Here is a 22,900-nt window from a genome sequence, read left to right as displayed (position 1 = left end):
GTGAATGTGTGGCGAAAAAGATCGAGTTCCTGAATTTCCTGTCCCTTCGCGGACCAAGCATCTGGACCTATTACCCCGTTCTGGAGGTGTGGGTCGATATCGGCGATCTGGAAGAGTGCCCCTCGAACACGGTGCCCGGGCTCTACGACCGCCTGGTCGCGCTGCTGCCGGGGCTGGTGGAGCACCGTTGCAGCTATGGCGAGCGGGGTGGTTTTCTACGTCGACTGGCGGAAGGCACCTGGCCGGCCCACATCATGGAGCACATCACTCTCGAGCTGCTGACCCTGATCGGGTTGCCGGGCGGATTCGGCAAGGCGCGTGAAACGCCGATTCGGGGTGTGTACAAGGTGGTGGTGAGCGCCTGGGATGAGGACGTGACCCGGCAGGCGCTGGATGTGGCGCGCGATCTCCTGCTGGCTGCGATCGAGGATCGCCCCTTCGATCTGGATGCCGCACTGGCCGCCCTGCATGAAATCAAGGACGAGCGTTATCTCGGCCCCAGCACGGCGAGCATTGTCGATGCCGCCATGATTCGCAAGATTCCGTCGATTCGCCTGAGCAGCGGCAGCCTTGTCCAATTGGGCTACGGTGCTGCGCGACGCATGATCTGGACGGCGGAAACGGATCGGACGAGCGCCATCGCCGAAGGCATTTCCCGCGACAAGGATCTGACCAAGACCCTGCTCCAATCCTGCGGGATTCCCGTGCCGACAGGACGAACCGTCGACAGTGCGGCCGACGCCTGGGAAGCGGCCTGCGATCTGGGCGTACCGGTGGTGATCAAGCCCGAGGACGGCAATCATGGCCGTGGGGTGTTCACCAACCTCACGACACAGGCCGAGATCGAGAATGCCTATGCCGTCGCGGTGGACGAAGGTAGCGGCGTACTCATCGAGCGGTTCATCCCGGGCGTGGAACACCGGGTGCTCGTCGTGGGCGATCGGGTGGCGGCGGCGGCCCGGGGCGAAGAGGCGTTCGTGGTCGGCGACGGACGTTCCTCGGTCCTCGCGTTGATCGAATCGCAACTCAACAGCGATCCGCGTCGGGGAACGACGGAAAATCATCCGCTGAATCCGGTCCGCCTCGATTCGGCCGCCCGTCTGGAACTGGCCCGTCTGGGACTGACCGGCGAGTCGGTACTGACCGAAGGCCAGCGGGTGCTGATTTCCCGTCACGGCAACGTGGCCCATGACTGTACGGCGCTGGTGCATCCTTCCGTGGCGGCGCATTGCGTGTTGGCGGCACGTGTGGTGGGGCTGGACATCGCCGGTATCGACCTCGTCACGCCGGACATCGGTCAGCCCCTGCGCGATGTGGGCGGCGCGGTGATCGAGGTGAATGCCGGCCCGGGATTGCTCATGCATCTGAAACCGGCCAGCGGCGAGCCGGCGCCCGTGGGTCACGCGATCATTGAGCATCTGTTCGGGCCGGAAGAGACGGGGCGGATTCCCATCGTGGGCATCACGGGTAGCGTGCACAAGACGGCAACCGCGCATCTGCTCAATCATTTCCTGCGCCTGGTGGGGCGCACGGTGGGCATGGCCTCAAGTCAGGGCATGTTCGTGAAGAATCGTTGCGTGGCTGCCGGCGACCAGGCCAACCGCGTCGCGGCGAACCGGTTGCTGATCAATCACAACGTCGAAGTGGCCATCATCGAAAACGACAGTCGCGTCATCCTGAGCGAAGGCTTGGCCTACGATCGCTGCTCGGTGGGCGTGGTCACCTCGATCGACGTGGCCCGTCACATCGGTCCTTTCCATATCGATACGCCCGAGAAGGTGTTCAGCGTGTTCCGCACCCAGATCGACGTGGTCTTGCCCACGGGGGTAGGCGTGCTGAATGCCGACGAGGCCATGATCGTCGACATGGCCGAACTCTGCGACGGGGCCGTGTTGTACTTCACGCAGAACCCGGTGTCCCCGGTGGTCGCCGCCCATCGGACGACGGGCGGACGGGCGGTCATTCTGGATGGCGACACGTGTCTGTTCGTCCAGGGCGATGCGACGATCGGGCAATTGGCGCTGCCGGCCACTGCCTGGCCGGTTCCGGCATTGCTGGCGGCCCTGGCAACGGGTTGGGCCGTCGATCTGACCATCGACCTGATGCGTGCCGGGCTCGACACCCTGTCCGATGTCGCATTGCCCGCGCCCCGAGCCTGAATGCCCGGTCTCGTCGTTCCGAATCATGAATCCTAGGTAATCGAACATGGAAATTACGCGTGTACGCGCGCTGCGCGGCCCCAATCTCTGGTCGCGCCACACCTCGCTGCAGGCCAGTGTGTCTTGCCTGCCGGGCGAGTGCGATATCAACGAGCTGCCCGAATTCGAAATGCGGCTGCGCGCGCGATTCCCGCAGGTCGGCAATCTTCAGGCGATCGGCCAGCAGCAATCCATCTCCCTGGCACAGGTTCTGGAACACAGCTGCCTCGCCCTGCAGGCCCAGGCGGGCTGTCCGGTCACATTCAGCCGCACGGTGCCGAGTCGGGAAAAAGGGTTATTTCAGGTTGTCGTCGAATACACCGAGGAGGCCGTGGGGCGCCTGGCACTCGAGTTGGCGGAATCGCTGATCAGCGCCAGCCTGCACAATACGGATTTCGATCTTTCGTCGGCACTGGCGGATCTGCAGAGTCTGGACGAGGACGAGCGACTGGGGCCGAGCACCGGGGCCATCGTGCAGGCGGCGATCGCGCGCGGAATTCCCTATCGTCGACTGACCCGGGGCAGTCTCGTACAGCTGGGCTGGGGGCGGAAGCAGCACCGGATTCAGGCAGCGGAAATCGATCGGACCAGTGCCATCGGCGAGTCGATCGCGCAGGACAAGCAGTTGACCAAGGCGCTACTTCGGGCAGCCGGCATTCCCGTTCCGGCGGGCCGCGTGGTATCCAGTGCGGCGGATGCCTGGTCGGCGGCGCAGGATATCGGGCTGCCTGTCGTGGTGAAGCCGCGCGACGGCAATCAGGGCCGCGGCGTCGCGGTCAATATCACCACCGAGGATCAGCTGTATCGGGCGTATGCCAGCGCACGCGAGGAAAGCCGGGACGTGATGGTCGAACGCTTCATGCCGGGGTACGACTTCCGGGTGCTGGTCGTCGGCAATCAGGTGGTGGCGGCGGCCCGTCGCGATCCGCCGATGGTGATCGGGGATGGGGTTCAGTCGGTTCGCCAGCTGGTGGACCAAGTGAATGCCGACCCGCGCCGAGGGGATGGGCATGCCAATGCGTTGACGCGCATTCGCCTCGACGATATCGCGATCGTGACCCTGGAAGCCCAGGGATATCACTTGGATTTCGTGCCGGAAAAGGGCATGCCGGTCATTCTGCGCAATAACGGCAATCTCTCGACGGGCGGCAGTGCGACGGATGTCACGGATGATCTGCACCCGGATCTGGCGGCGCGGGCCGTGGACGCGGCGCGCATGGTCGGGTTGGACGTCTGCGGCGTGGATCTCGTCTGCGAGAACGTGAATCAGTCCCTTGAGGATCAGCACGGCGGCATCGTCGAATTGAATGCGGCCCCCGGATTGCGCATGCATCTGCAGCCGTCCTACGGCAAGCCCCGTGCCGTGGGCGAGGCGATCATCGCGGAACTGTATCCCGCGGGCGAGGACGGCCGGATTCCCATCGTGGCGGTGACGGGCACCAACGGCAAGACGACCACGACCCGGTTGATCGGGCATCTGTTGGCGAAGGCCGGGCAGCGGGTCGGCATCACCACGACCGACGGGGTCTACATCGACGGCGAACGGATCGATGCGGACGATTGCGCCGGGCCGATCAGTGCCCGCAACGTTCTGCTCCATCCCCATGTGGATGCGGCGGTGTTCGAAACGGCTCGGGGGGGAATTCTGCGCCAGGGCCTGGCTTTCGATCGCTGTGACGTGGCCGTGGTGACGAATATCGGGCTGGGCGATCATCTGGGCATGGCGGATATCCATTCGGTGGAGGATCTGGCAGTGGTCAAGCAGGTTGTGGTCGACAACGTGTCGCCGCAGGGCATGGCGGTTCTGAACGCTGCCGATCCGATCGTCGCCCGGATGGGGAATACTTGCCCGAGTGCCGTGACATTCTTCGCGCGGGACAAGCTGCTGCCTCTGCTGGTGTCGCGGCGGGAGCGCGGGGACCGGGTGATCTACGTGGATGGTGCGCAGATCGTGGCGGAGCAGGGCGCATTCCAATGGCGCATTTCCATGGCGGATATCCCGCTGACCTTCGGTGGCCGGATCGATTTCCAGGTGGAGAACGTCATGGCAGCCATCGGTGCGGCCTGGGGGCTGAATCTGGATTGGTCGATCATCGCGCGCGGTCTGGCCGGCTTTTCTTCAGACGCCACCATGGCGCCGGGCCGCTTCAATCTGTTCGAATATCGGGGTGCGACCGTCATTGCGGATTACGGTCACAACAGCGATGCGATCCAGGCGCTGTGTCAGGCGGTACAGAGCCTGCCGGCGCGCCAGCGTCTCGTGGTGATCAGCGGTGCCGGCGACCGGCGCGATGAGGATATTCGTCAGCAGACCCGGATTCTTGGGGACGTCTTCGATCAGGTGCTGCTCTATCAGGATGCCTGCCAGCGTGGCCGGGCGGACGGCGAGGTGATCGGTTTATTGCGTGAAGGACTCTCCGGCGCGCAACGTACCGGTTACGTCGAGGAGATCTACGGCGAGTTCGCGGCCATCGATCGGGCGTTGGCACTACTGCAAACCGGGGATGTCTGCCTGATCCTGATCGATCAGGTCGACGCGGCACTGGCCTATCTGGCGGAACGGGTGGCGGCGCAGACCGTCCTGGTGGACTGAGCCGTCAGGCGGCCGGCGGGGGCGTATCCGAGAGGGTGCGCCGCAGGAACTGGTGAAAGTGGCGCATGCCTTCCTCCAGCGGAAGCTGGTAGGGGCCGTGCTCATCCTTGCCGGCTTCGTAAAGCGCTTTCCGTCCCTGCTGCATCTTCACGCAGATGATCTCATCCTCGACGGCTGTCTCGTGGTAGGCGGCCTGTTGCGCCTCGATGAGCCCGCGTTGGTGGGCGACGATGTCTGCCGGGTAGTAGAACTCAACGATGTTCCGGGTCGACTCGATGCCCTGCGGTTCGAGCGATGAGATCACCAGCACTTCCGGATACCACTCGATCATCAGACCGGGGTAATAGGTGAACCAGATGGCGCCGTAAGGGTAGCTGACCTGATCGGGTGTCCGGGCATTCAGGGCTTTTTGCCAGGCCTGATAGGGTGCAGAGCCGGTCTTTGCGTTCTGGTCGAGCGGGTTTAGGCTCACGGTCTGCACCGACCACCAGTCGCCGTACTCCCAGTGCAGATCCTCGCAGCGCACGAATTGGCGCAGGCCCGGATGAGCCGGCGCGACGTGGTAATCCTCCAGATACACCTCGATGAAGGTTTTCCAGTTGATCGGGTAGACGGTCGACTCGATCCGATCCAGCCGGTAGCCCGAAAAATCCAGCGCTCGGGCGGCGGCCATGCCCGCGAGATCTGTCGTGACATCCCTCGGGCCGGCAAAGAGCAGGCCCTGCCAGTTCTGAAGGCCCGTCCGTTCCAGGTCGAGACAAGGCTTTTCAGCGAATTTCGGGGCGGCGATCAGGTGCCCCTGGTTGTCGTAGGTCCAGCGATGCAGGGGGCAGATGATCCGGTTCCTGGGCAGCGTTCCTGCGCCTTCGAGCATCAGTGCCTGCCGATGCCGGCAGACATTGCCGAGCAGATGGATCCGGCCGTCCGCATTGACCAGCATCCGGGCGTCGTCGAAACGCTCCAGGACCCGGTAGTCCCCCGGGGCGGGCGTCATCAGCGCATGTCCGACATAACCGGGTCCCAGGGCGAACAGCCGGTCGAGTTCGCGTTGATGAATGACCGGATCGAAATACCAGTCGATGGGGAGCTGGGGATCTTCCATCTGATCATAGCCGGACAAGGGGGTGCAGCGGGACATGATCGCGTGTCAGTACCGTCGGGCGATCAGCACGGCATTGCTGCCGCCGAAGGCGAACGAGCTGGACAGCACCGTGTCGACCGGTCGGGAACGGGCGCCTTCGGGCACCATGTCGATGCACAACGACGCGTCCGGTTCGCGGCAGTTGGCGGTGGGGGGGATGCGGTTGTGCTGGATGGCCAATACGGCAATGGCCAGCTCCACGGCGCCGCCGGCACCCATCAGGTGACCATGCACGGCCTTGGTGGCGCTCACGGGAATCGCGCGAATGCGATCGCCGAACACGGCACGCAAGGTTTCCGCTTCCACCGCATCCCCGGCAACGGTGGCGGTGCCATGGGCATTGATGTAGTCGATGGCTTCGGCGTTCAGGCCGGCATCCGCAAGGGCCCCTGCCACCGCGACCTGCTGGCCCCGGGTGGCGGGGTGCGTGATATGTTCGGCATCGCAGCTGGCACCGTAGCCGACGAGTTCCGCCAGAATCGGTGCGCCGCGCGCCACGGCGGATTCAAGGCTTTCCAGCATCAGAAACCCACTGCCCTCGCCCATGACGAGGCCGTTGCGATCGGCCGAGAAGGGTCGGCAGGAAGCAGCGACGGGATCGGCCGGCGGCGCGACGGCCCGCAGGGCATGCCAGGCGTGCAGCACGCCATAGGTGAGTAGCGCTTCGCTGCCACCGGCGAGTAGCCGCGCGCTGTAACCATGACGAATCGCCCGCATTGCCTCGCCGATCGCGGTGGCGGACGAGGCGCAGGCGATGGCATAGGTGTTGTTCGTGCCGCCCAGGCCGAAGCGGATGGCCAGCTCCGAGGCCGGCGCATTGTGGATCCCCCGGGGGAGAGTCATGGGCGAAACGCGATCTTTCTGTTCCGCATAGAGCCGATGGTAGGACTGATCCATCGTGTGGCTCGGACCCGCGCCCGTCCCCAGGTAGATGCCGGTATCCCGCAGCAGGTCTGGTTGGTCAAGCAGATTGGCGGTTTCGAGGGCGCGCCGTCCCGCACTGAGGGCGAGTTGGGTGACCCGGTCGTGCACGGCGGTTTTCGGATCGTTGTCGATGCCTTCGTCGACCCACGCGGCGATGCTGATCGGCGGCGTCGTATCCATGGGGGGAAGCGGACGGACGCCGCTTTCTGCCGCGCAGACCCGGTCGAAGAATGGGCCGGGCCAGGTGCCCAGCGCGGAAACGACCCCGATGCCGGTGATCACCACGCGATGGGCGGCGCTCATGAACGATCAGGCCTCAGCCAGCTTGGCGTGCACTTCGTCGAAGACGTCGCCCAGGGTCTTGGGTGGCGTGCCGGTCTGATCGAAGCGGATGCCGAGCTGATCCTCGATCTGGAACATGAACTCGATGGTCGCCAGGGAATCCAGGCCGATTTCCTCGAGGGTGGTGTCCCGGGTCAGTCCTTCCCGCGAGACGGGAATCTCCTGGATCAGCAGGGCATAGAGTCGTTCTTCGATATCGTTCATGACAGTGCTCCTTCGAGCGGAATCGGTGCGGTAATAGAAGCGGTGACCGGCGGATTCTGGAAGAACCGCAGGAAATGGGTGACTTGTTGGGCGACGGCATCCCGCTCGAAGTCCAGCGTGACCATGTGGTAGCTGTTCGCCAGCTTGACGAGCTGTACCTGGTGGCTGGCCACCTTGCGCTGGACTTCATAGGCACTCCGGATATGGGCGATGTCGTCTTCCAGCGCATGAACGATCAGCGTGGGGGCCACGATCCGTTTCAGATTCCGTCGGGTAAAGCGCATCAGTCGTGCTGCTTCGTGCAGTGCCGGCAACGAGAGCGCCGACGCACCGACCGCCGTGATGGGCTCGGCGGCTACCTGACGTTCGATCCAGGCGCGCAGGCGCTCGTTTTTCAGGCCGAAGGGCGGCGTTTCGCGGATGACCATGCGATGGCGCAGTGGCGTGAAATACCCCAGCGGGCTCAGGAATCGGTACCAGGGCGTGTTCCAGCCGTCGTAATGCAGGGTGGTCGAGAGCGGAATGACGGCCGACACCCGCTCGCCGCGTTCGGCGGCGACGGCCAATGCCAATGTGGCCCCCATACTCAGGCCGCAGACGGCTACCTGGGGATAGCGTGCGGCGAGCTGGTCGAAGCGTTCGAGCGCCTGGTCGAGCCAATGACGCCAGTTGCCGACGGCAGGATCGGTGGCGAAGCCGTAACCGTCGAGTTGGGGGGCATCCACCGTAAAGCCGGCGTCGTGCAAGACTTTGAGTAGCGGTTGAAGTTCGAGATGGGTGCTTCGAAGACCGGAAAACACCAGCACGGCAAAATCGTTGCCGGCGAGAAACTTGCCAGAGGCGATGGGGGTTGTCATGGTGTGACGGATGTCTTCGTTTTGGTGGAACCGGGTGTTGACTGGGGGAAATCAGTCTTTCGCGCAGTCGCTATTGTATGTGAAATAAATAATTTCCCCATCAACCTTTGACGTTGTGACCGATTTTGCGGGCAGAAGTTTTATCGCCCGATGATTCCTGGGCCAGGGATGATTCGTCGGCCATCCCTGATGGGCTGTCAGGTTCAGGGGAAGTCGTGCGTTTCGTGGGATGTCGAGGTCAGACGAATGGGCTTTCGGTACGACTCTCGGCTTGCACGTGTTCGGCCAACCAGACAAGCAGGTTCCGACTCGCGGTCCGGTTTTCCTGAGCCGCGTGGGTTTCCCGGTGCCAGGTCGCGGCTTCGCTGTCGCCATGCCCCTTGTCGATCAGGAATCGGTTGAGCGGGCATTTGACCATGTCCTCGGGGTGAATTCGTCGGCCGGTATGCATCAGCCACCAGTGGTAGGCCAGTGCGCCGAGATAGGTATCGAAGCCGGGCGTCGGCTGGTGTGGCGGCAGTCCGTCGAGCCAGGGGAGAATTTCCTCCGGGGGCATGGGACGCGCCAAGCCATACCCCTGGCCGTACTGTGCGCCAAGGATGGTGACGACCTCGATGAACCCGCGTTCCTCGAGTCCCTCGACGATGACCGTCTGGTCGAAATCGTTGCCCATCTGGATGATTGCGGAGATCAGGCTCATCGTCTGCACGGGATTCGCCCGCAATTGCGTGACCAGACTCTGATCGATCTTGATGATGTTGAAGGGGAGGGTAGCCAGCCGATACAGACTGCTGTAGCCGGAACCGAGGTCGTCCATGGCCAGCGGAATACCCATATCGACCAGTTTCCGGATGGCCGCGTCCTGGGCAGGCTCGTCCAACCCCTGGGTTTCGAGGATTTCCAGGGTCAGGCGCTGGGCAGGAATGCCCGTCCGTTTCAGCGCATCCTCGATCCAGTGACTGCATTCCGGATCGATCAGGGTGCCTGGTGACAGATTGATCGACAGATCGACGGTGATGCCGTCCCGATCCCAGCGTCGCAGCCACGGCAGCGCAGTCTCCATGACCAGACAGAACAGACGGTCGAGTTCGCTGTCGCCCAGCAGGGGCAGAAAATCGCCTGGGGGTACGATCGTGCCATCTGGACGGGCCAGTCGGGCAAGGGCTTCGACCTTGATCAATGAGCCATCGCGCAGATCCAGGATCGGTTGCATGTGCACGCGCAGTCCGCCGGAAAAGAGTTCCCGTCGGTAGTGCTGAGCCAGTTGCTGACTGATGACCGGTCCGGGATTGTTGCACAGCAGCCAGACCTGGCTGAGGCGCAACTGCAGATTGCGGGTGAACTGCTGCATCCACACCGATTCGAACTGATTCGGGTAGCGGCCGTACAGCATCAGAACGGCGATAACCCGTCTGTTACTGTCCATGATCGGCAGGGATATTGCGGCAGTGACCTCGAGTTGCGTGGCGATGCCGTGCCATTCGGCATAGTGCGGGTCCAGATGGAGGTTGGGGCTGCTCTGGATATCCAGCGTTCGCCATGCCTCGGCGGCGAGACTTTTCCCCCGGGGGGATTCCGGATCGATATTGGCCCGTCGTTCGCGATCGTTCAGCAGGGATGCCAGCGTTGCTCCGTGATGACCGCCACTACCCTCGATCGTGAACACGCCATCGGCATCCGGGCGCATCAGCAGGATGGCTTGGATGCCCGGCAGTTGGCCAAGCCGTTCGATTTCCTGCGTCTTGACCTCGACCCACAGGCTTTCCGCCGGAGGGAGTGGGTGCGTCAACAGATCGAAGTGTTCCTGAATGGTGGCGCCGCCGGCCTGGAGTTGCTCGAGGATATCGTCCTGGATTCGTGCCTCGCTGGCGATCATGATCTGGTGTCGTTCGCGGCTGTTCAACGGCGCCTGATTCAGGTAGTCATTGAGCAGTTTCCCATACAGATTCATCGACTGCATGAGTAGCGGGCTACCCACGCCGACCAGCGCATGGACGGTCCCGATGCGCTTGGCGCGTGCAACGAGTTGTGCGCGGGTCGTTTCGGGATTCAGGAGGAAGCGGAGATGCTCGACCTGGATCGTGACCAGTCTGGGAAGCCCCGTCGGCGCGATTGTCTCGAGGATTTTCTGTGCGCCCGGGTTACTCCTGAGCGCTGCGTAAAATTGGCGAACGAACCGTTCGGCATGTTCGTCGAGATAGGCGGCGCACTGATGCATCAATGCCTGGCTCTCCGGGGAATAGGCATCGAAATACGATTCCCTGGCCTCTGTCCGGGTACTGTCGGCAGGCGGCGTGTCATGGATGATTCGCCACCACTGCGTGCGCGTCGATTTGTTGGTCTTGGAGGCATAGAGGGCGGCGTCGGCGAGGCGCAACAGGCTGTCGCCCTGATCACCGTCGATCGGGTAGAGGGCCAGTCCCAGACTCATGCCGATCTTCGCCTGCTTGCCCTTTGAAACGTCAAAGGGCGTCTCGACCGACTGATGAAGGCGGTCCAGGGCCGTTTCGAGTTGTACCAGCAGCTGGTCCTGTTCGAGATCCTCGAGCACGATGACGAACTCGTCGCCGCCCAATCGAGCCAGCAGATCCTGCTTGCGCAATCGCGCTTTCAACCGCTGTGCCAGTTCCCGCAGTAGCGTGTCTCCGCTTTCGTGGCCGAAGTTGTCGTTGACGGGTTTGAAATCGTCCAGATCGAGCATGCCGACGGCGACGACCGTGCCATGACGTTGCGCGCGGGCGATGGCGCGGGGCAGGTGCTGTTCGAGGGCGCGCCGGTTAGGCAGTCCCGTCAGCGTATCGTGGAGGGCCTGGTAGGCAATCTCCTGTTTCGCCTGATGCAACGCCGTGACGTCGATCAGGCTCCAGATGGCGCCGGACCGTCCATCGGGCAGGGTCAGGCTGGCGCCGAGGGTCTCCACGTTCAGGATGGTCCCGTCCCGGTGACGAATCGTTCCCTCCTGGCGTGCTGAGTGAGCCGGGCCGTCTGCGAGCGCCTTGAACTGCATGGTCAGGGACTGCGGCGCCTCCGCGACATCCTGCAGCATGTCGGCGGTGTGTCCCACCAGTTCCCCGTGGCTATACCCGGTCAGCAGGCAGAGTGCCGGGTTGGCGTCCGTGATGTTTCCTTCGGTATCCACTGTCAGCAAGGCTGCGGCGTTGTTGTCGAACAGCGTGCGCTGATAGGCCAGGGTTTTGGCGAGTTCTTTCTGTAGATTGTGGCGCTTCGTAATGTCCTGGATGGTCCAGACCGACGTGGTGAGTTCGTCGTCCTGGATCATGCTCGCCGAGAGATCGCAGATGATGGTGGATCCGTCCTTCCGGGCGAATCGGACATCCGGGATCATGATCTTCCCGTCGATGAGCAGCTTTTCGTACCCTTGGCCGACCCGATCGTAGTCGGCGTCGGTGGCATACATGACGCGGGTCGACTGTCCCAGCAATTCGTCGGCGTGGACGTAGCCCAGCATGATGACGAGCCGGGCGGTCACCTGAATCAGGTGGCGGTCGCGCACCATGGCGATACCCGCCAGCGTATTGTCGAGCAGGGCGCGTTGGGTGGCTTGCAGCACGGCTTCGCGCCGTTGCGTCTCGATCCAGTTCAGTCCCCGCGTGATGTCCTGGGCCAGATCCTCCAGCAGATGCTCCAGTTCGCCCGTGAATACCTGATTTTCTGCATGGTATGCGGCAAGAATCGCCCATCTTGCCCCGTTTTTCCGAATGGGAATCGTGGCGCTGGACCGGATGCCGAACTGTTCGGCTTTCTGCAGCCAGGGATTGAATCCCGGCGTCTTGCGCAGATCCTGGGCATAGACCGGTTGCTGCGTTCGCCAGGCGGTACCGACCGGACCCTGACCTTCCGGCAGTTCCGGATCCGTCACGATCTGGAGGTTCCGGGTATAGCCGGTTGAATCTGCGGCGGCCAGAATCTGGAACTGTCCGGTTTTATCGGGTTTCGCAATGAAAGCCAGGCGAAACCCGCCATATTTGACTGCAAGCGCGCAGATTTCCTCCATGAACCCTGTCTCGTCACGGCTCACCGCGATGATCTGGTTGACCTGGGCCAGCAGCGCATTGATATCCGCGAGCCGTTTCAGATGATCGGCATCGCGTTCCCGCTGACGAAGGAGGGTATAGATACCCCATGCCGCAATCCCCAGCAGCACGAACATGCCGATGTAGAGATCCAGGCGTTTCTTGGCGCTTTGGCGGTAGATCTGCTTGGCCAGTGCCTCCGTGCCGGTGGTCCGCACGATCATGGGGTATCCGTGGATCGGGACCGTGTCCTTTCCTTCCGGTGATTGGGATTTCTGAAAATCCAGCGTGCCGTTGCGACATATGCCGAGTATCCGATTGTTGCGGGTGTCGACGACGGTGAACTGCCAGGCCTTTTCCTCCGGGGGGTAATCGAGTAGATATCCCAAGCGATAGATCAGGTTGACGGAGATCTCCGAACCTCCGTCCGGCGCGGACGGTCGGTATCGCAGGGCGATCAACGGCGTGCGATTGACGATCTGTCCCGGGCCCAGCAGCCATTGTGGGTTGGCTTTCAGGGATGTGAAGCGTTCATCCGGTTCGTAGGGGAACAGGTGCTGGACCGGTGTGGACCAGAGGCGCGTCTTCCCGTTGCCCGCATCCACGCCGATCGCATAGATTTCCGGATGCAGTTGCTGGAGGTGCTGGAGAATATGCTGGATTTGCGGTGTCGGCGTGTCCCGATTCGGTGCTTCAGCGATCAACGGCGCGATCAGTTCCAGTTCCTTGTAGGCACTGTTCAGCCTATTTTCGATCCGGTTGGCATAAAACCGGCCCGCATGATCGGCTTCTCGATCGATTTGCTCGACAGCGAGTTGATATTGCGTGGATTCATTCCAGCTGGCCCAGCCCACCAGCATGAGCAGGGGCAAGGTCAACAACAGCCGGTAGAAAACACCGGGCCATTGCACGAGTCGACTGCTCATGGTGTGGAATGCGTCTTTGTGGTCATGATCGCTCCATGATCCATGATGGATTTCAACAGCTTGGCCCTAGTTATAGTTCAATTTTCATTATATCGCAGGATGACGATCGATTCCGCCGCTGCAGGATCGGCATCGGGAGGGTGTTTTGGATGAGTTGGGAGATCATGCGCGAAGTGTTCGTGTGTCCATGAAATGCAAAAACGCGATGCGTCGACATGCTGCTAGAATAACGCGAAACGCAACACCAACAGGAAGAGGGAAGCAGGATGGCACTCGGCGGCGGCATGATTCATCACAACATTCCGGACAAGGAAACGTTGTACCGTTCGTACATGCCGTTCATCAAGAACGGCGGTCTGTTCATTCCCGGACATCTGCATCATGACATCGGCAAGGAGCTTTTCCTGACGCTGACCATGATGGGCAATCCCGAGCGGATTGCGTTGGCCGTCAAGGTGGTCTGGCAAACTCCGGAGGGGGCCCAGGGCGGGAAAACCGCAGGGATTGGCGTGCAGTTCAGCCCGATGGACAAGGGGCAGACGCGTGCGAAGATCGAGGCCTATCTTGCCGGCGCACTGGGAAAGGACACCCCGACTGCAACCATTTGAGTGTCTGCCGGTCATACAGGGGCGTTTCTCCCAATCGCCTTTCCGGCCGCCAGTCTGCGCCAGTTCACCGGGCGCCCGGCCCACGGGATTTCGTTGCTTCCCACTGACACCTAGCCAATATGTCTCATACTCGATCAATCCACTATTTCATCCTCGCTGTCGCCGTGTTCATCGGCTTTTACTGGCAAATCGGCAGTATCCCGCTATTCGATCTGGATGAGGGCGCTTTTACCTCGGCGACCCGCGAGATGTTCCTGCGACACGATTTCGTGACGCCGTATCTCAATACCGTGCCGCGTTTCGACAAACCCATTCTGATCTACTGGTTGCAAGCGGCCTCGGCCATGGTATTCGGCTTTAATGAATGGGCTTTTCGCCTGCCTTCGGCCCTGGCCTCGACGTTCTGGGTCTGGTCGATATACCGATTCGGACAACAGGTACTTGATCGCGAACGTGCCTTCTATGCGGCCCTGATCGCCGCCACCAGTCTGATGACGACCGTCGTCGGCAAGGCGGCTATTGCCGATGCCGTATTGATGCTTTTCATGACCCTGGCAATGTTTGCCATTTTTCGCCACTGGCAGACGGGGCGTGCCACCTATATCCGCTGGGCCTTCGTGGCCATGGCGCTCGGTTTTCTTACCAAGGGGCCGGTCGCGGTGGTGATTCCGGCAGTGGTCAGCCTGTTGTTCTATCTGTCGACCGGCCGCTTTGGCTCGTGGTGGCGTGCGGTCCTGGATTGGCGGGGCATTCTGCTGTTTCTCGCTTTGGCGCTGCCCTGGTATGTCCTGGAATACGTCCGCGAGGGACAGGCATTCATCGACGGGTTTTTCCTCAAGAACAATGTCGGACGCTTCAGCGCGCCCATGGAAGGGCATTCCGCAGGATTCTGGTTCTACCCGGTCGTGACCTTTATCGCCCTGTTGCCGTTCACGGGGCTGGTCGTTCGGGCGATCGGGGGCCTCGTCCAGGATGTTCGCCACGGCGCTTGGTCTCTGAGGCCCGCGACGGAACTGTCGGCGGAAGCGGCACTCAAACGATTTGGCTGGCTCTGGTTCGGTTTCGTGCTGCTGCTGTTTTCCTTTTCGGGCACCAAATTGCCGCACTACCTGAACTATGGTCTGGTTGGATTGATTCTGGTGATGGCGACGTACTTTCCCGCGATCCGGAACCGGTGGCTGTATCTGTTGCCCTTCTGGGGCATGCTGTTGATTCTGCTCGCCTTGCCCGGGGCGCTTGATCTGTTTATCGATCGCATCCGGCCTGCCTATGTGCAGGCGATGCTGGCGGATCGGAACCTGTATTTCGGTCCAGGCTGGTATCTGCTGCTGGGCACCATTCTTGGATTGTCGGTCATCGCCGCTTTTCGGCGATCCTGGCCGCTGCCGGTCATCCTGGTGCCGGTGGCGCTGTCCTTTTCCCTCGTGATGAATGGGCGATTGCTGCCGATCGTGGACGCTTTGCAGCAGGGGCCCATCAAGGCGGCGGGGCTGATGGCGCGCGACTTGCCCGGGACGGCCGTCATGTACCGGATGAATACGCCGAGTTTCGGTGTCTATGCGGGCAAGATTCTGGCAAGGCACGCGCCGGAATCCGGAGATCTGGTGCTGACTAGGGCGGTGTATGCAGACGAGCTGGATGCCCAGGTTCTGTTTTCTCAGGGCGGTGTGGTCCTGTTGCGCATGCGCTAGACTCGTTTTAACAAATATTTCTGTCAGGGGAGTGATTGATCATGTCTGATTTTTTGAAAAACCGCCGGAATTTCATGACGGCCGTGGCGGGCGCCGGCGGTGCGGCGCTGGGAATCAAAACGGCCGAGGCCGCGGATGATCTGCGGTTCCCCGGTGATAAGCCCAAGCATCATGTGGTGTATCAGTTGAACCATGACGATGTGGAATATCAGACGCACATCCTCAACTCCATGAGTGCCATGATCACCGAATTCGGCGGGGACGTGCAGATTGCCGTCGTGGCGTTCGCGGGCGGCATTCACCTGCTGGCAAAGGAGCCGAAGCGGAACGTCAACAAGTTGATTTACGAACGCGTCCAGGGCTTCTCTGAAAATTACGGTGTGAAATGGAATGCCTGTGGCAACACGATGCGCACCGTTGGCTACAGCGATTCGGACATGCGCTCGTTCGCCAAGATTCGGCAGGTAGGCGCCGCGGCTCTGATGGAGTATCAGGAGCAGGGCTACGCGTACATTGCGTGGTAAGCTGGGCGTCACACCGATTCATGTAGGGGCTGCGGTGCGTCGTGAGCCCTATCTCGCCAGGCGGCACAGATGTCCTGTTTGCCGCCTGGTTCTTTCTGGATTTGCCAAATACGTCTATGAATGAATTGATCATCCGCCAGCCCGATGACTGGCACGTCCATTTGCGCGACGGCGACATGCTTGCGGTCGCCGCGCCATTCACGGCTCGTCAGTGCGCCCGTGCCATCGTCATGCCCAATCTCGTGCCGCCGGTGGCACGGGTCGACGAGGCGCTGGCCTACCGGGATCGAATTCTTGCGGCCGTCCCGGCCGATACCGGTTTCGAACCGCTGATGACCCTCTACCTGACCGAACAGACGACGGTCGACGAGTTGGCTCGCGCGGCCGAGAACCCCTTCATCCACGCAGTCAAGCTCTATCCTGCCGGTGCGACGACGAATTCGGACCGGGGCGTGCGCGATCCCCTGGCCATCGATCACCTCCTTGCCGAACTGGCGCGGTCCGGACTGCCCCTGCTGGTGCATGGCGAGGTGGTGGATCCGAAGGTGGATATTTTCGACCGGGAAGCACGTTTCATCGAACGGGTCCTGACGCCGATTCGTGAGCGGTTCCCCACGTTGCGCATCGTGATGGAGCACATCACGACGGAGGATGCCGCGACCTTCGTGCAGGCGCAGGACGGTCAGGTCGGCGCAACCATCACGGCCCATCATCTGCTGTACAACCGCAATGCCATGCTGGTGGGCGGTATCCGTCCGCACTACTACTGCCTGCCGGTTCTGAAGCGCGAGCGCCATCGCGAGGCACTGGTTGCCGCTGCGACGTCCGGCGATCCGCGATTCTTCATGGGGACGGATTCCGCACCGCATACCCAGCACGCCAAGGAATCCGCCTGTGGTTGCGCGGGGGCATTTACCGCCTACGCGGCATTGGAACTGTATGCCGAAGCCTTCGATCAGGTCGGGAAGTTGGATCGGCTCGAGGCATTCACGAGCGTCCACGGCCCGAATTTCTACCGGTTGCCGCTCAATGAGCATCGTATCCGCCTGATTCGTCGTGCGCAGCCGGTACCCGAGTATTACGACGTCGGTGATGCGGAACGACTGATTCCCCTGCGGGCCGGGGAGGTACTGAACTGGCAAGCGATCCGTCTGTGACCGCTCCGTTGTCCCATCTGGCGCGATGCTTGCCCGAACCGCGTCTGAGCGGCGTGTTGAAATCCACGCCTGACGATTTCTGCGTGGAGGAGGTGCTGGGGTTCTCGCCCGAGGGCTCCGGAAGTCACGGCCTTTTCTGGATCGAGAAGATCGGCACGACCACGCCCCAGATGATCGGCAGGATTTCGCGTCTTGCCCGGGTCGCTGAACGGGATATCGGCTTCTGTGGGCTCAAGGACAAGCATGCCGTGACACGGCAATGGATCAGTCTGCCCCTCGGGACGAACGAACCGGATTGGTTTGATGCATTGCCGGAAGGCGTCCGCGTGCTCGATTGGGCCCGACACCCCAAGAAACTGCGACGGGGTATCCATCGGGGCAATCGCTTCACGATCACGCTTCGGGGGATTTCGGGCGAGGACCCGGATTTTTCGTCGCGTCTAGAACGGTTGGCGACGACCGGTTTCGCCAATTATTTCGCCGAACAGCGGTTTGGCACGGACGCTCGGAACCTCGACTTGTTGGCAAGACTCGGCGCCACGATCGAATCGGGGCGGGTGGGGCGTTCCGATCGCAATTGGGGGATATCCACCCTACGGGCGCTCATATTCAACGAAGTGCTGTCCCGGCGGATTCAGGCGGATACCGTCGCCGCCGCGCAGGAGGGCGATCTCGCCCAGCTTGCCGGTTCGAACAGCCGATTCCTGGTGACGGCGGATGAGGTCGATCATGCCCAGGCTCGCATCCACCAGCGGGATATCCGATTGACGGGTCCCCTGTGGGGGGCGGGTACCGTGCCAACCGAAGCTGCGGTTCGATCCCTGGAAACGGCGCTTGCCGACGAAGTGCTTCGTCAGTTTTCCGCGGAGGGCGATACGACGATCTGGTCGAATCATCTGTCCGCCTGGCGGGTTGATCATGACCGACGCGCGTTGATGGCACCGCTCATGGAGCCGGTTGCCTCGTTCGAAGAGGGCTCCGAAGGGGAGGTTTCGCTAAGGTTGAGTTTTACCCTGGCGTCGGGCAGTTATGCGACGGCCGTATTGCGTGAGCTTGTCCAGGTGGTGCCTGCCTAGCGATCCGTGTGCTTGCCGGCGCGCCGGGTGCGTCAATTTGACCGTTGAGGCTGGTGGCGGGTAGGAAGGGGCGGGGCGTTTCGGGCGTTTTCGTGGAGGCCGCCCTCGCCGCTATGCGGATTCGGGGCGGCCTTTGGCTCAGGAAGCCGTACCGGAGTTTTCGGCTTTTTTCTGGACGGCCTGCTCAACCATCGGTTGCAGTTCGCCGCGCTCAAGCAACTCCAGGGTGATGTCGCAGCCACCGATCAGTTCACCGTCCACGTAGACCTGCGGGAAAGTCGGCCAATCGCGGTAGCGGGGCAGATTCTCGAAAATCTCGGGATCGGCCAGTACGTTCACGTAGCCAAACGGCACATTGCACGCCTTGAGCGCTTCCGCAGTACGACTGGAAAAGCCGCAGCTCGGAAATTGCGGTGTGCCTTTCATGAAAATCAGAACCGGGTTGGTTTTGACAAATTGGTCGATGCGCTCAAGTGCGTCCATGAGTCGGATACCTCATAAGTTGGAACGGGATTGTTGGTCGATTGTAGACCGTTTCCCGTTTGCTTGCCTCAGTAACCTTCAGCCGCGTGCCGAGATGAGCCGTCACGCGCCAAGCCTCGGGCTGATGGAGCCGGCTGGTCCGAACCGCTGCGCTGGATCAGGGTGGTGGTCTAGCGACCCAGAATGCCGGTTTCGCCGGTTCTGGGCTGAGTTCGCGCAAACTGGTCGCAGACTACCCGATTGCGGCCGTTGGTCTTCGCCAGATAGAGGTTTCGATCCGCTTCGTCGATGAGACTGGTCAGATCCAGATTCTGCGGGAAACTGGCGATGCCGGCACTGAACGTGCAGTACATCTGGTTGTTTCCGTCGACCTGGAAGGGCGTTTGGCCAAATTGGATGCGCAGCCGGTTGATCAGGTGGGCTGCCGTCGTTTCGTCCGTATTGGGCAGTGCGACCAGAAATTCCTCCCCACCGTAACGACCGACACCGTCGTAACGGCGCAGTCGGGTATTCAGCAGATTCGACAGCTTGCGAATTACGTTGTCGCCGATCTGGTGCCCGTGGGTGTCGTTCACCTTCTTGAAATGATCGATGTCGATCAGGGCGACCGTCAGGGTCAGGTTCTGCCGGTTGGCTCGGTCCAGTTCGCTTTCGATCAGATCCTTGATTGCATTGTGGTTGAGCAGGCCCGTCAGGGAATCGCTCCGTTTTTCCGCATTGGACTGGCGGTATCTCAGGGCGCGGTAGCGGACCATCTTCAGCAGGTCGTCGATGGGAATCGTCTTGTTGAGGAAGTCGTCTCCGCCCTGGATTTTCGCTTCCATGCGACGACGGTCGTTTTCCTCGGTGGACATGAACAGGATCGGTACGTCCTGCAGGCGCGGATGTTCCCGAAAAATGCGTGCGAGATCGATCCCGTCGATATCCGGCATGTAGAGATCGAGCAGAATGATGTCGGGCTCCATCTCGATCGCGCTGCGGTAGGCCTTTTCCGGCGAGGTTTCGAAGCGGTAGACGATGTTGTGGCGCTGGAAATGCTTGCCCCAATAGACCCCTGCCGTCGCCATGTCATCCACCATCAGTACGCGCAGCGGACGGTTTTCCTCATCCGTCATGCGGGCCGACTGCAGGAGGGTGTTCAGGCGCGATACATCCAGCGGTTCGGTCAGAAAATGCGTGACGCCGGTCTTCACTGCGGCGGCACGGCTGGCAAAGGAGTCGTTGGCGGCAATCATCAGGGTGGTCCGGGATTTGATCAGGGTCTCGAACGGCGCGACGGGCGCCATGATTTCCTGAGCGGACTCGCTTTGCGTTGTCACGAAGATCATGAGTGACGCTTCTTCGCAGAGGGTCCTGATTTGGAGGGCCGGTTGCGTTTTCGGGTTAATTGTTTGCGTGGCGTATCCGGCGCGGTGCAAGGCATCGCGTAATGTTTCGGAGGGCTCAGTATCGCTGAGAATCAGGGCAAGCGGATTGTTGCCGTTAATGTCGAGGATGGTGCTGTTCTGGATGATGCGCTCGATGTGCCGGATCAGGCGGATCAGGCGGCTGAAATCCTCCGAGGGGGTGATTTGCTCCCGCTCGATGGCGTGAATCAGCCGGTCAAGTACGCTGGCCAGTTGCGGCAGTCGATTGCGGCGTGCCGCCTCCAGCAGCGTGGTCGTCTGTTCGATCAGGTCGGCAAGTCGTGTCGACCGTCGGACGCTATGATCGGCCAGCACCGCTTCGAGCGAGGCGGCCGCCAGTTGCCAGTTGATCTGCTGAGCGATGGTCTCCTGCCGTGGATAGTCGGTGTCGAGGGGAAGTGCATTCATGCGGTCGTATTTCCTTATCTTGGCGTTTTCCCGGCGTTTCTGCCCGGGCGTTTCTGTCCGTTGGATCCCCGTGATGGCGTGGCGAAGCCCGGCCCTGAGCGCCATGGCGTTTCCCGGATAGATCCCTTAGGAAAGTATACTGCCAAGCCTTCACGGGGTCTTGTTCATTTCAGACAGATGTAGATTCCCGCGTGCCAGATTGTGCTTGGCGCATCAGGACGACATGTGCGTGACATTTCCTTTGCCCCGAATTAAGATGGCGAGACTTACTTGCAGAGGTGACCCAGATAATGAAGTCCATGTTCAGTTTTGAAAATTTTCCCCTGACCTTCATCGTCGGCCTGATTATCTTTTCGTGGCTGTCGTTCCTGAGTGTCATCACCTTCGGTTGATCGAGGGTACGCGGGGCTCGTCCCCGAGGTCGCATATCCGAAAGGCCGCCTGTTGGGCGGCTTTTTTCTTATGTGCCGAAAACTGATCGGCGGATAAAAAAAATGTTTTATTGGGTCGGTCCGCTCTTCAATATAATCCTTTGCTGATAAATGCTCAGGCTAATCGTTTGCGCTCGGGTTTGCCCGTCGGCGTCACGATGCACTTGTTTATCGCAGCCAGAAATAAATCTACAGGCGCCCGGCATGCCGAGGCGCGATCAAGGAATGCTATCAGGAAGCCGCCTTCGGTGTGGGAGCCCCCATCACGCGTCATGCCGAGGGATTTGGGCGGTTGACATCTCGCCTGTCGACCGTGTTCTTTTGATCTGGGAGGTTTATTACGATGAGTCAATCATCATCCATGACGCTGCCCAGCGGTGCTATCTACGACTACGACATCATCAAGATGTTCACGATTGCCTCGATGCTCTGGGCAATCGCGGGTATGGCCGCTGGGATCTATATTGCAAGTGAACTGGCCTGGCCGGTGATGAACTTGGATATTCCCGAAATCACTTTTGGTCGATTGCGTCCTGTGCATACCAATCTCGTGATCTGGGGTTTCGGGGGCAATGCGCTGATTGCCACCTCGTTTTACATCGTGCAGCGGACCTGTCAGACCCGCTTGTGGGGCGGCAAGGTGCTGTCGAACACGGTGTTCTGGGCCTGGCAAGCTGTGGTGCTGATCGGCGCCTGGGCGGTGATGGCGGGCCATAGCCAGTCGCGCGAGTACGCGGAATTTCCGCTGGCGGACAACATCCTGATGATGATCGGACTCGTCATGTATGCGCTCATCTTCTTCATGACCTTGCGCAAGCGCACGCAACCGCACATTTACGTGGCCAACTGGTTCTTCTCGGCATTCATTCTGGCTACCGCGATCCTGCATTTCTTCAACAACATCCAGGTTCCGTACAGTTTTTGGCAGTCCTACTCGATCTTCAGCGGCGTTCAGGATGCCATGACCCAGTGGTGGTACGGTCACAACCTCGTCGGGTTCGTGCTGACGGTCGGCTTCCTCGGCATGATGTACTACTTCGTACCCAAGCAGGCCGGGCGCCCGATCTACTCGTACCGTCTGTCCATCGTGCACTTCTGGGCGCTGTCGTTCCTGTACATGTGGGTCGGCGGTCACCATCTGGAATGGACCGCGTTGCCCGACTGGGTGAACTCGCTGTCGGTGACCTTCTCGATCCTGTTGCTGCTGCCATCCTGGGGCGGGATGATCAACGGCATCATGACGCTCTCCGGGGCCTGGGACAAACTGCGGACCGATCCGGTCATCCTGTTCCTGATTACGGCGCTGGCCTTCTATGGCATGGCCACGTTCGAAGGCCCGATGCTGGCACTGGAATCCGTGAATGCGCTGTCCCACTACACGGACTGGACCATCGGCCACGTGCATTCCGGGGCCCTGGGCTGGGTGGCCATGGTGACCTTCGGCTCGTTCTACCACATGGTGCCGCGCCTCTGGGGCACGAAGCTGTACTCGACCAAGCTCGTGTTCGTCCATTTCTGGCTGGCAACGATCGGCATCGTGTTGTACATCGTTGCGATGTGGGTGTCCGGTATCGGGCAGGGTTTGATGCTGCGTGCCTTCGACCAGTACGGCAACCTAGCCTACACCTTCGTTGAAACGGTGGCCTTCCTGCATATCCCGTATATCGTGCGTTTGCTGGGCGGCATTTTCTTCTTCAGCGGTACGGTGCTGATGGTGTACAACCTGTATCGCACCATCACGGCCGAGAAGCAGGAGGAAGTCACGCGTGAGTTGCTGATTCCGAATCGCGCCATCGCCTGATCCTTCGCCGACGGCGATCTGCGAAACCCGCCTTCGTGGCGGGTTTTTTCATGCCGGGATTTTTAGGGCCTGTGGGGAATTTTTCATGAACCGAGC

15 protein-coding genes are annotated in these 22,900 nt (G+C 61.1%); 8 read left to right on the top strand and 7 right to left on the bottom strand.

Translation table 11 applies throughout. The features are described 5' to 3' along the window. Positions 1-8: 8 nt before the first annotated feature. Positions 9-2,159 (top strand): cyanophycin synthetase, encoded by a 2,151-nt coding sequence (locus tag A9404_RS04250; RefSeq protein ID WP_066098995.1) that lies wholly within the window; start codon positions 9-11, stop codon positions 2,157-2,159. Between the two features lie 46 nt (positions 2,160-2,205). Then, positions 2,206-4,791 carry a cyanophycin synthetase gene (gene cphA / locus A9404_RS04245; RefSeq protein ID WP_066098993.1) on the top strand — a complete coding sequence of 862 codons (2,586 nt, stop codon included), beginning with the start codon at positions 2,206-2,208 and terminating at the stop codon, positions 4,789-4,791. A gap of 4 nt (positions 4,792-4,795) precedes the next feature. Here cphA and A9404_RS04240 read toward each other — a convergent pair whose 3' ends face one another. From A9404_RS04240 to A9404_RS04220, 5 genes are all read right to left on the bottom strand, one after another. Beyond that, the gene (locus tag A9404_RS04240; RefSeq protein WP_197490428.1) at positions 4,796-5,929 is read right to left on the bottom strand and encodes an aromatic ring-hydroxylating oxygenase subunit alpha; all 1,134 of its coding nucleotides are present in this window, start codon (positions 5,927-5,929) and stop codon (positions 4,796-4,798) included. 9 nt (positions 5,930-5,938) lie between these two features. Beyond that, a complete protein-coding gene (locus tag A9404_RS04235; protein WP_066098991.1) occupies positions 5,939-7,159 on the bottom strand; it encodes a beta-ketoacyl-[acyl-carrier-protein] synthase family protein in 1,221 nt (406 codons plus the stop codon). A 6-nt stretch (positions 7,160-7,165) separates the two neighbouring features. Then, positions 7,166-7,402: an acyl carrier protein gene (locus A9404_RS04230; RefSeq protein WP_066098989.1), complete on the bottom strand. Its 237-nt coding sequence runs from the start codon at positions 7,400-7,402 to the stop codon at positions 7,166-7,168. Further along, positions 7,399-8,259: an alpha/beta hydrolase gene (locus A9404_RS04225; RefSeq protein WP_066098986.1), complete on the bottom strand. Its 861-nt coding sequence runs from the start codon at positions 8,257-8,259 to the stop codon at positions 7,399-7,401. Before A9404_RS04225 ends, A9404_RS04230 begins: the two co-directional genes overlap by 4 nt. A gap of 238 nt (positions 8,260-8,497) precedes the next feature. Beyond that, the gene (locus A9404_RS04220; protein WP_066098982.1) at positions 8,498-13,219 is read right to left on the bottom strand and encodes an EAL domain-containing protein; all 4,722 of its coding nucleotides are present in this window, start codon (positions 13,217-13,219) and stop codon (positions 8,498-8,500) included. A 266-nt stretch (positions 13,220-13,485) separates the two neighbouring features. On the opposite strand from A9404_RS04220, the gene A9404_RS04215 reads away from it, so the two are divergent. The 5 genes from A9404_RS04215 (at position 13,486) to truD (ending at position 18,275) form a co-directional block, all read left to right on the top strand. After that, positions 13,486-13,827: a PilZ domain-containing protein gene (locus A9404_RS04215; RefSeq protein WP_066098979.1), complete on the top strand. Its 342-nt coding sequence runs from the start codon at positions 13,486-13,488 to the stop codon at positions 13,825-13,827. 119 nt (positions 13,828-13,946) lie between these two features. After that, complete coding sequence (locus A9404_RS04210) at positions 13,947-15,518, top strand: ArnT family glycosyltransferase (protein ID WP_066098976.1); 1,572 nt, start codon at positions 13,947-13,949, stop codon at positions 15,516-15,518. Positions 15,519-15,559: 41 nt separating this feature from the next. Next, positions 15,560-16,042, top strand: coding sequence for a DsrE family protein (locus A9404_RS04205; RefSeq protein ID WP_066098972.1), 483 nt, complete (start codon positions 15,560-15,562; stop codon positions 16,040-16,042). 116 nt (positions 16,043-16,158) lie between these two features. Further along, on the top strand, positions 16,159-17,199 hold the full coding sequence (gene pyrC / locus A9404_RS04200) for a dihydroorotase (RefSeq protein ID WP_066098969.1): 1,041 nt from the start codon (positions 16,159-16,161) through the stop codon (positions 17,197-17,199). Positions 17,200-17,228: 29 nt separating this feature from the next. Continuing rightward, a complete protein-coding gene (gene truD, locus A9404_RS04195; RefSeq protein WP_156521228.1) occupies positions 17,229-18,275 on the top strand; it encodes a tRNA pseudouridine(13) synthase TruD in 1,047 nt (348 codons plus the stop codon). Positions 18,276-18,413: 138 nt separating this feature from the next. Here truD and grxD read toward each other — a convergent pair whose 3' ends face one another. Both grxD and A9404_RS04185 read right to left on the bottom strand, forming a co-directional pair. Further along, positions 18,414-18,758, bottom strand: a complete 345-nt coding sequence (gene grxD, locus A9404_RS04190; protein ID WP_066098964.1) for a Grx4 family monothiol glutaredoxin — start codon at positions 18,756-18,758, stop codon at positions 18,414-18,416. Positions 18,759-18,928: 170 nt separating this feature from the next. After that, the gene (locus tag A9404_RS04185) at positions 18,929-20,572 is read right to left on the bottom strand and encodes a GGDEF domain-containing response regulator (protein ID WP_066098961.1); all 1,644 of its coding nucleotides are present in this window, start codon (positions 20,570-20,572) and stop codon (positions 18,929-18,931) included. A 774-nt stretch (positions 20,573-21,346) separates the two neighbouring features. Between A9404_RS04185 and ccoN the strand changes: the two genes are divergently transcribed. Next, positions 21,347-22,804 carry a cytochrome-c oxidase, cbb3-type subunit I gene (ccoN, locus tag A9404_RS04180; protein WP_066098960.1) on the top strand — a complete coding sequence of 486 codons (1,458 nt, stop codon included), beginning with the start codon at positions 21,347-21,349 and terminating at the stop codon, positions 22,802-22,804. The last annotated feature ends 96 nt before the right edge of the window (positions 22,805-22,900 follow it).

Origin of the sequence: Halothiobacillus diazotrophicus (assembly GCF_001663815.1) — a bacterium.
GTDB classification, from domain to species: domain Bacteria; phylum Pseudomonadota; class Gammaproteobacteria; order Halothiobacillales; family Halothiobacillaceae; genus Halothiobacillus; species Halothiobacillus diazotrophicus.
The sequence above is the reverse complement of the archived record's forward strand: the minus strand, read 5'-3'. Positions and strand labels throughout refer to the sequence as shown.

What these genes read in the sequence shown, in the direction of transcription:
- A9404_RS04185 (WP_066098961.1), bottom strand. Translation starts at nt 20,572, where the DNA reads ATGAATGCACTTCCCCTCGACACCGACTATCCACGGCAGGAGACCATC.
- A9404_RS04240 (WP_197490428.1), bottom strand. Translation starts at nt 5,929, where the DNA reads ATGTCCCGCTGCACCCCCTTGTCCGGCTATGATCAGATGGAAGATCCC.
- pyrC (WP_066098969.1), top strand. Translation starts at nt 16,159, where the DNA reads ATGAATGAATTGATCATCCGCCAGCCCGATGACTGGCACGTCCATTTG.
- ccoN (WP_066098960.1), top strand. Translation starts at nt 21,347, where the DNA reads ATGAGTCAATCATCATCCATGACGCTGCCCAGCGGTGCTATCTACGAC.
- A9404_RS04225 (WP_066098986.1), bottom strand. Translation starts at nt 8,259, where the DNA reads ATGACAACCCCCATCGCCTCTGGCAAGTTTCTCGCCGGCAACGATTTT.
- A9404_RS04215 (WP_066098979.1), top strand. Translation starts at nt 13,486, where the DNA reads ATGGCACTCGGCGGCGGCATGATTCATCACAACATTCCGGACAAGGAA.
- A9404_RS04235 (WP_066098991.1), bottom strand. Translation starts at nt 7,159, where the DNA reads ATGAGCGCCGCCCATCGCGTGGTGATCACCGGCATCGGGGTCGTTTCC.
- grxD (WP_066098964.1), bottom strand. Translation starts at nt 18,758, where the DNA reads ATGGACGCACTTGAGCGCATCGACCAATTTGTCAAAACCAACCCGGTT.
- A9404_RS04210 (WP_066098976.1), top strand. Translation starts at nt 13,947, where the DNA reads ATGTCTCATACTCGATCAATCCACTATTTCATCCTCGCTGTCGCCGTG.
- A9404_RS04220 (WP_066098982.1), bottom strand. Translation starts at nt 13,219, where the DNA reads ATGAGCAGTCGACTCGTGCAATGGCCCGGTGTTTTCTACCGGCTGTTG.
- A9404_RS04205 (WP_066098972.1), top strand. Translation starts at nt 15,560, where the DNA reads ATGTCTGATTTTTTGAAAAACCGCCGGAATTTCATGACGGCCGTGGCG.
- A9404_RS04230 (WP_066098989.1), bottom strand. Translation starts at nt 7,402, where the DNA reads ATGAACGATATCGAAGAACGACTCTATGCCCTGCTGATCCAGGAGATT.
- cphA (WP_066098993.1), top strand. Translation starts at nt 2,206, where the DNA reads ATGGAAATTACGCGTGTACGCGCGCTGCGCGGCCCCAATCTCTGGTCG.